This window comes from Bradyrhizobium sp. (assembly GCF_019244115.1).
Classification (GTDB): Bacteria; Pseudomonadota; Alphaproteobacteria; order Rhizobiales; family Xanthobacteraceae; genus Bradyrhizobium.
Map to the genome: position 1 here is coordinate 1 of NZ_JAFATE010000183.1, position 8,062 is coordinate 8,062.

An 8,062-nucleotide genomic window follows, 5' to 3' on the forward strand; every position below is an offset into this window, starting at 1 on the left:
GGCAAGGGCACGTTGGGGCGGCCGATCAAGCGCTCGGAAATCACGGCGCCGTCGCCTTACAACACCTATGTGATCGATGGCCTGCCGCCGGGACCGATCTCCAATCCCGGCCGCGCTTCGCTGGAGGCCGCCGCCAACCCGGCCCGCACCCGCGATCTGTATTTCGTCGCCGACGGATCCGGCGGGCACGCGTTCACCGAGACCTACGACGCGCACCAGAAGAATGTCGCCAAGCTGCGCGCGATGGAGAAGCAGATCCAGAACGACACGGTCGAGCCGGCTGACGATGCGCAGGCGCCGGCTGCCGCCGCGCCAGCGGCCGCCGATACGGCGCCGACGGCTGCGACGCCGCCGAAACCGACCCAGCAGAAGCGCCCGGCACGGCCTGCGGCGCCCGCCCGCCAGGGCGCGGTGCAGCCGTCGCCGCCGGTGGTGCAGCGCTAGGTCTGGTCCAGCGCGGGGGCCGGTGCAGACCTGCTTGCGGACTTTGCGGATTCCACTTTCCTGCAAAATAGTCTTAAGATTCGCGTGGCTTGATGGCCTTGCGAATCCCATGATGTCGGAGAATTTGACCTGATGGCGCTGTCGTCCATGACCGGCTTTGCTCGAAGCCACGGCGCAAGCGGGCCGTATACGTTCGAATGGGAATTGAAGTCGGTCAACGCCAAGGGCCTGGATCTCCGGCTGCGGCTGCCGCCCGGGTGGGACGAGCTCGAGACCTACGCCAAGAAACGCGCCGCCGAAGGGCTCGCGCGCGGCACGGTCTACGCGACCTTGAACGTCAAGCGCGCCAACGCGCAGTCCGTGGTCAAGATCAACGAGGAGGTGCTCGCCTCGGTCGTCAAGGTGGCGAGCCAGCTTGCCGGCAGGATCGATGCGGTGGCGCCGAGCATCGATGGCCTGCTGGCGATCAGGGGCGTGGTCGAGGTGGTCGAACCCGAGAGCAACGAGGAGGAAGACAAGGCCGCGAAGGCCGCAGCAGCGGCGGCTTTCGACACCGCGCTCGCCGATCTCGTGACGATGCGACGCCGCGAGGGCGTGACGCTCGGGGAGATTCTCGGGCAGCGCATGGACGAGGTCGCCGGGCTGGCGCGGATAGCCGAGGCTACGCCCGGCCGCAAGCCGGAGGCGATCCGGGCCCGCCTCGCCGAGCAGGTGGCGACGCTGCTGGAGGCGTCCGACCGGTTTGATGCGGACCGCCTGAGCCAGGAGGCGCTTCTGATGGCCGCGAAAGCCGACATCCGCGAGGAGCTCGACCGCATCGCCTCGCATGTCGCCCAGGCACGCGAGCTGATCGCCAAGGGCGGCGCGGTTGGTCGCCGCCTCGATTTTCTGGCGCAGGAGTTCCATCGCGAGGTCAATACCTGCTGCTCGAAGTCGATCGACATCGAGCTGACCAATACCAGCCTCGAAATGAAAAACGTGGTCGAGCAGTTTCGCGAACAGGTGCAGAATCTGGAGTGATGATGACCGTTCACGGCCGGGATCTCGATGGTGTCGCGCGGCGCGGATTGATGTTCGTGCTATCCTCGCCGTCAGGCGCGGGCAAGACGACGCTGTCCCGCCTTCTGCTCGAGCGCATGCCCGGGCTGAAGATGTCGGTCTCGGTCACCACGCGGCCGATGCGGCCCGGCGAGATCGAGGGCCGCGACTATCTGTTCGTGGATAACGCCCGCTTCGAGGAGATGGTCAAGCGTCACGAACTCCTGGAATGGGCCGTGGTGTTCGAGAACCGCTACGGCACACCACGGGCGCCGGTCGAGGCCGCGCTGTCGGCGGGAGAGGACGTGCTGTTCGACATCGACTGGCAGGGCACCCAGCAACTGCGCGAGAAGGCGCGGGCCGACGTCGTCAGCGTTTTCATCCTGCCGCCGTCCGCGGCCGATCTGGAAAAGCGCCTGCACTCGCGCGCGCAGGATTCGCAGGACGTCATCCGCAAGCGGATGGGCCGGGCCAGCCATGAGATGAGTCACTGGGCCGAGTACGACTACATCGTGATCAATCGCGATATCGATGAGGCGTTCGCGGAGGTGCAATCGATCCTGAAGGCCGAGCGGCTCAAGCGCGAGCGCCGCGTGGGGCTGACGACCTTCGTCCGCTCGCTACAGCAGCAGCTTGAGAGTTAGCGAGTTTGGCGAGCGCCGGGACCGGAGCCTCGGGCTTCACGCGCTGGGCGACCCGTCCGAGCAATTCCTCGATCTGCCCCTGCGCGTCATCCTGTCGATTGCGGGCGTCTATGCGCCCCTGATTCGCGGCGGTGTTCTGTACGCTTGCCGCCGGGGCGCTCGCAGCCTGTACGTTCGCAGTCTGTACGTTCGCAGTCTGTACGTTCGCAGCCTCTACGTTCGCAGCCGGCGCACTCGGAGCCGGTATGCTCGCGGTTTGTGGCGGGCGGGCCCGCGCCTTTTTGGCCGACTGCCACAGCGTGCGTCGCCGTAGCCGGGCATCACGTTTGCGCCAGATGAAGGCGAAGCGGTGGATCAGGCTTGCGGTGATGCCGGCAAAGGCGAGGGCGCCGAAGATTGCGACCAGCAGCCTCTGCAGCGAGGTTTTGGGCGGCGCGGCATCGGGTCGCAGGCTTGCGTCCAGTGCCGATGGGGGAGCAGCGGACGTGGCTGGGTCCGCACTGCTGTCGATGTCTGCGTCGTTCGCAGCAGCGACCGGGCGGACGCCTGTGGGCAGCGGCGCTGAAAACGTATCCAGTGGCTGCGGTGTGCGCGACATCCCCTGCGGCCCTCGGACATCGTCGTCCGCAGCCGCAATCGGCGGGCTTCTGCCCGCGAGCGCGCCCGGCGCAATCCGCGGCATGGCCGCATTGTCGCCCTCGAAACGACCTCTGGCCGTCGGCAGTTCGGCGCGCGCCTCGCTGTTCTGCCGCGGTTGCATGACACCCATCCTGCCCAGCGGTTTCGCCGCGGCTGCGAGCGATGGTGCCGGTTGCGTGGCCCGCTCGGCCTTGTCGCGCAGATACCAGCAATGGCGCTGGGTTCCGCGCTCGATGCGATAGACCCAGCGTTGTCCCGACGGTGCCTCGCCCCCTGGAGCGGTCAGGCAGTCGTCGGCCGCCTTCTCGCTCTTTTCTGGCGGCGCTGGCGGCTGGGTCTCAGGAGGAAAATCGACGGTGTTCTGGGCCCTGCTTGGGATTGGCGCGGTTGCGATCACGCTGGCGACGACGGCCAATGCGAATTTCGCCGCTCCTTTCGCCATAAAGCCCCCCGGATACGCACACGCTACGCTTCGCTGTTTTCAACTTGCGCGAAAACTTGGGTGACATTGGGTCGCAAATTCGGAGAGGGTTTGACGAAATTCTGCCCCGACCGGCGAGAAGCCAGGACGAATTGTCGCGCTTGGAATATGCAGCTTCATGCCCTCGCCGGCTCGCAAAGAGCAACATCGCGGCAAATGCCGATTTGTCTTGACTGTGGCGCCTTAGCCGATGGTTCCCGAAAAAAGGACCGCGCGTCAGTTCGTCAGCACGATCCGCCCGATCACCTTGCCGGCACGCAGCGCGTCGATCCATCTCTGCACGTCGGCCATCGGCTCTTCCTGCATCGGTGTCGGTTTGATCTTGCCGCTGCGCGCAAGCGCCATCAGTTCATGGGCCTCGGCGAGCGTCCCGGTCATGAAACCTTCGATGGTCATGCGCTTGTAGACCCATTGCACCATCGGCAGGCTGAAATTGCCGCCCATCAAGCCGGAGACCACGATCTTGCCGCCGCGCGCCAGCACCGAGACGGCAAACGCCATCGACTTGTCGTTACCCGCAAAGTCGACGACGGCGTCGAAACCGCCCTCGGTCTCCTTGATGATGCGCCTTGCGATCTCGGGCTCGGTCGGATCATAGGCGACCGCTGCGCCGTTGCTCAGCGCGCTGTCGCGCGCGGCGCCGCTGAGATCCGCAACGGAAATTGGCTGGTTGAACATCGCCCGTGCGAAGGCAAGCCCCATCTGGCCGACGCCGCCGAGCCCGATCAGCAGCAGATTGCGTTGCCGGGACCGATCGACCAGGCGCCTCAGCGCGCCATAGGCCGTCACGCCGGAGCACATCAGCGTCGCCGCCTGACTAACCGGCAGCGGATCGTAATCGAGCAGGTATTTTGCGTCGGGCACCAGCACATGGCTGGCAAATCCGCCGTCGATCGCGACACCGAGAAAGCGCTGCTTGGCGCAGAGATTCTCATCGCCGGCGAGGCACTCGCGGCACACCCCGCAGCCGATCCAGGGAAATACCGCCTTCTTCGCGCCGATCAGATCCTGCGGAATGTCCGCGCCGACATCCTCGACGACGCCGGCGATCTCGTGTCCGAGCGTGAACGGCAGCGTCATGCCGCGCGTGGTGTCGAGCCGCTTGCCGCCGCCGAGATCGGCATAGCCATCCTGGATGTGCAGGTCCGAATGACACAGCCCGCAACGCTCGATCCGCACCAGGACCTCGCGGCCCACGGGCGTCGGCGTCTCGACCATGGTCTCGCAAAGCGGCGCACCGAACTTGACCAGGGACTGCCTGCGCATCAACGCCATCCTTGTTCTCCTCTTATTCCGGCGTGTTCCGCTTTTCGCCGCGTATATCGGCCAATTCGCGGGCCATGGCAACAAAGCCGCTCACGGGCACGGTTTCGGCGCGCCGCGTCGGATCGATTTTTGCCGCGGCCGCGAGGCGCGCGGGGTCGGCGGGCAATGATTTGAGACTCTGGCGCAGCATCTTTCGCCGCTGATTGAAGGCGGCCGCCGCGACCCGCTCGAGCGCGCGCCGGTCGCAGGCCTCCGGCTTCTCGCGCGGGATCAGCCGGACCACCGAGGAGGTGACCTGAGGCGGCGGCACGAAAGCGGCCGGCGAGATGTCGAACAGGATCCTTGTCTCGGCCCGCCAGTTGGCGAGCACGCCGAGACGGCCATAGGCCGCCTCGTTCTCGCGCGCGACGATGCGTTCCGCGACCTCACGCTGGAACATCAAGACCATCATGTCGTACCAGGGCGGCCACGGCTCGACCGACAGCCAGCCGACCAGCAATGTGGTTGCGATGTTGTAGGGCAGGTTGGCGACGATCTTTGCGCGTTCGCCTGATAGCAGCGGCCGCGGATCGAAGGCTTTTGCGTCGGCACGGACGATGTCGAGGCGCCCGGGATAGCGCACGGCGATCTGCTGCAGCGCCGGCAGCGCGCGCGCATCATGCTCGACCGCGATGACGCGGCGCGCGCCGAGCGCGAGCAGGGCGCGCGTCAGCCCGCCGGGACCGGGGCCGATCTCGACGATGACGGCCTCCTCGAGCGGCGCGGCGGCGCGGGCGATTTTTGCGGTGAGATTGAGGTCGAGCAGAAAATTCTGGCCGAGCGATTTGCGCGCCGACAGCGCATGCGCGCGGATCACCTCGCGCAGCGGCGGCAGGTCGTCGATCGCGCTCATCGCGCCTCAGGCGGCGCCTGCGCCGCCGACATGCGCGCGGCGAGCCGCAGCGCGGCGATCAGGCTCGCCGGGTTGGCGCGACCGCTGCCGGCGATGTCGAACGCAGTGCCATGGTCGGGCGAGGTGCGCACGAAAGGCAGGCCAAGCGTGACGTTGACGGCATCGTCGAAGGCCAGCGTCTTGATCGGGATCAGCGCCTGGTCGTGGTACATGCAGACGGCGCAGTCATAGGTCCGGCGGGCCGCATCGTGAAACATGGTGTCGGCGGGCAGGGGACCTCTGACCTCGATGCCCTCGGCGCGCAGCATGTCGACGGCGGGGGCGATGATCGTCCGCTCCTCGTTGCCGATCGTGCCGTCCTCTCCGGCATGCGGATTGAGGCCCGTGAGGGCGAGCCGCGGGCGCGCGATGCCGAAGCGCTGGCGCAGATCGCGCACCGCGATGCGGCATGTTGCGACGATCAGATCGGCCGACAATTGCGCGACGGCCTCGCTGAGCGGCACGTGGATCGTGACGGGCACCACGGCCAGCGTCGGCGACCACAACAGCATCACCGGCTGCGGCGTCCGGCCGTTCTCGGTCGCGAGCTCGGCGAGAAACTCGGTATGGCCGGGATGTCGGAAACCGGCACGGTGGAGCACCGCCTTGGCGATGGGATTGGTGACCACGGCGCCGGCCCTGCCATTGGTGACGTCGGCGACCGCGCGGCGGATCGAGGCGAGGGCGGCGTCCGCGCTGGTCTCGTCCGGCAGGCCGGCCTCGGCCGTGGCGCTGTGCCCCGTGGCAATCACCGGCAGGTAATCCGCGAACGCAGCGACCGCGTCTTCAGGGCGACCGATCTCGGCGAGCGGAATTTCGGCGCCGATCGCCCCGGCCCGGCGACGAACGAGCTCGGCATCGCCGAGTAGATAGAATGGCGGCAACGCCTCCTGCTTCCGACGCTGCCAGGCCTTGATGGTGATGTCGGGCCCGATGCCTGCGGGTTCGCCTGATGTCAGCGCGAGCGGCTTTGCCATGAAGCAAGGTGTTGGTTTGAACGTGATAGGCCAGCCTGATGCCAGTGGGATTCTGAATCTGACATGCGCATCACGACCTTGCGGACGGTCCGGTCGCGAACGTCAGATGCACTCTCCTAGAAGGGGTCTTGCCACGGGAATGTCAAACCCAAACTCGGAGCTCGTGGACAGACTTCCGTTCCGCACTCGCCGCCATCCGCGCTATTTGCTGCTCTCCCCACGCGCCGACATCGGGCCGGCGCATTCGCGATACTCGATCATCGCCGCCTTGCGGACTTCCTGCAAATAGGCCTTCGACTGGGTCTCGTATTTCTGAGCGAACATCTTGTTGCGGATTTCCTGCTTCTTTGGCGTGTCGATCGTCGTGGCCTTGCGGGCACACAGGGCCACCATCTGGACACCGTCCTTGGTGACCTCGGGCGGCGTGAGATGTCCGATCGGCGTATCGTCCAGCAGCTTGCGCAGGTTGGCCGGGATGTCGGCCGAGGTCTTCACAACGGACTCGCGGATTGCTGCATTCTGCATCGACTTGAAGTACGAGTTGGCTTCGTCGCAGGTCTGCACGCGAGCCCGCAGGGCTTCCGCCTCCTTTTGGCGCGCCTCGGTCGCCGACGGAGGCGATCCCCGAGGGACGATCAGGACGACCGGCTGCATCGTGTATTCGAAAGCGTCCGATTGCTGCAAGTCGCCGCCCTCGGCCTTGACCGCCGCCGCGACGTCTCTCTCGCCGACCTGGAGGCGCTCCTTGAAACGGCCGCGGACGAGGCTGCCCCAGACCAGCTCGGCCTTGAGACGGGCCTTCAGCGTGTCGGGCCGCATGCCCTGGGCCTCCAGCGTCTTGGTCAGCTGCTCCGGCGAGATGTGCATCCGCGAGCTCACCTGGGCATAGGACTGGTCGATATCCGAGTCGCCTGGATCGACGCCGAATTTCTTGGCCTCCTTGATCTTCACCTTCTCGTCGATCAGTTCGTTGAGCACGTCCTGACGGTTGGCCGCCTTGTGGGTCGAGAGGAAATCGAGCTTGCTGCGCTGGTCGATGTCATACCCGGTGATGGGTTCGCCGTTCACCATCACGCACACCGTCTGCGCCTGTGCGGACGGACCGCAGACAGCGAGGACGAATCCGGCGACGCAAAACCGCGCCAGGGTGAGAAAGCGGGAAGAGAAAGCGGTCGTCATGATCAATTCGCTATGTCAACCGATCCGATTTGAAAAGCTCGGGCTACGCGGAAGGAGCGTCGACCCGCCCGCGACGATCTATTGAAGGCCGCCGGCGCCTCCGGTCGAGGTCGAGGACGTCGTGGCAATTGTTCGCAGGCCGACCGAGAGCATGTAGGTATGGCCGAGCACGGGCGGAGTGCCGTTGACGCTATAGGTATAGGACGTCACGTAGTTGGCCGCCAGCACGAAGCAGTCGTCGACGTAGCCGGCGCCGATCGTGTACTGGTTGATCTTGTTGGCCTGCAGGTCGTAGCGCGCAGCCCCCGTCACCACCCAGTTGGCGGCGACCTTGAGCGAGGCGCTGCCCAAGACGCCCTCGCGGCGGATCAGGTAGCCGAGATCGGGCTGCGCGGCATAATTGCCGTAGATGGCGCTGACCGACCAGCGGTCGAAATTGGCCCGCGCCTCGGCCTCGAAGCGC

8 protein-coding genes and 1 pseudogene are annotated in these 8,062 nt (G+C 66.2%); 3 read left to right on the forward strand and 6 right to left on the reverse strand.

Annotated features, from left to right (window positions below):
- The 3 genes from JOZ76_RS08060 to gmk all read left to right on the forward strand — a co-directional run.
- Nucleotides 1-444 (forward strand): endolytic transglycosylase MltG (locus JOZ76_RS08060; RefSeq protein ID WP_291698098.1); only part of this gene is annotated, 444 nt, incomplete at its 5' end.
- 132 nt (nt 445-576) lie between these two features.
- Nucleotides 577-1,464 carry a YicC/YloC family endoribonuclease gene (locus JOZ76_RS08065; RefSeq protein ID WP_291698099.1) on the forward strand — a complete coding sequence of 296 codons (888 nt, stop codon included), beginning with the start codon at nt 577-579 and terminating at the stop codon, nt 1,462-1,464.
- Between the two features lie 2 nt (nt 1,465-1,466).
- Nucleotides 1,467-2,126 (forward strand): guanylate kinase, encoded by a 660-nt coding sequence (gene gmk / locus JOZ76_RS08070; RefSeq protein ID WP_291698100.1) that lies wholly within the window; start codon nt 1,467-1,469, stop codon nt 2,124-2,126.
- Here gmk and JOZ76_RS08075 read toward each other — a convergent pair.
- From JOZ76_RS08075 to JOZ76_RS08100, 6 genes and pseudogenes are all read right to left on the reverse strand, one after another.
- Nucleotides 2,059-3,207 carry a hypothetical protein gene (locus JOZ76_RS08075; protein WP_291698101.1) on the reverse strand — a complete coding sequence of 383 codons (1,149 nt, stop codon included), beginning with the start codon at nt 3,205-3,207 and terminating at the stop codon, nt 2,059-2,061. The genes gmk and JOZ76_RS08075 overlap by 68 nt on opposite strands.
- A gap of 255 nt (nt 3,208-3,462) precedes the next feature.
- Nucleotides 3,463-4,521 (reverse strand): alcohol dehydrogenase, encoded by a 1,059-nt coding sequence (locus JOZ76_RS08080; protein ID WP_291698102.1) that lies wholly within the window; start codon nt 4,519-4,521, stop codon nt 3,463-3,465.
- 13 nt (nt 4,522-4,534) lie between these two features.
- Nucleotides 4,535-5,404 (reverse strand): 16S rRNA (adenine(1518)-N(6)/adenine(1519)-N(6))-dimethyltransferase RsmA, encoded by an 870-nt coding sequence (gene rsmA / locus JOZ76_RS08085; protein WP_291698103.1) that lies wholly within the window; start codon nt 5,402-5,404, stop codon nt 4,535-4,537.
- Nucleotides 5,401-6,420 (reverse strand): 4-hydroxythreonine-4-phosphate dehydrogenase PdxA, encoded by a 1,020-nt coding sequence (pdxA, locus tag JOZ76_RS08090; RefSeq protein ID WP_291698104.1) that lies wholly within the window; start codon nt 6,418-6,420, stop codon nt 5,401-5,403. Before pdxA ends, rsmA begins: the two co-directional genes overlap by 4 nt.
- Nucleotides 6,421-6,621: 201 nt before the next feature.
- Complete coding sequence (locus JOZ76_RS08095; protein WP_291698105.1) at nt 6,622-7,599, reverse strand: SurA N-terminal domain-containing protein; 978 nt, start codon at nt 7,597-7,599, stop codon at nt 6,622-6,624.
- Between the two features lie 78 nt (nt 7,600-7,677).
- A pseudogene (locus tag JOZ76_RS08100) lies at nt 7,678-8,062 on the reverse strand (LPS-assembly protein LptD); the annotation flags it as partial.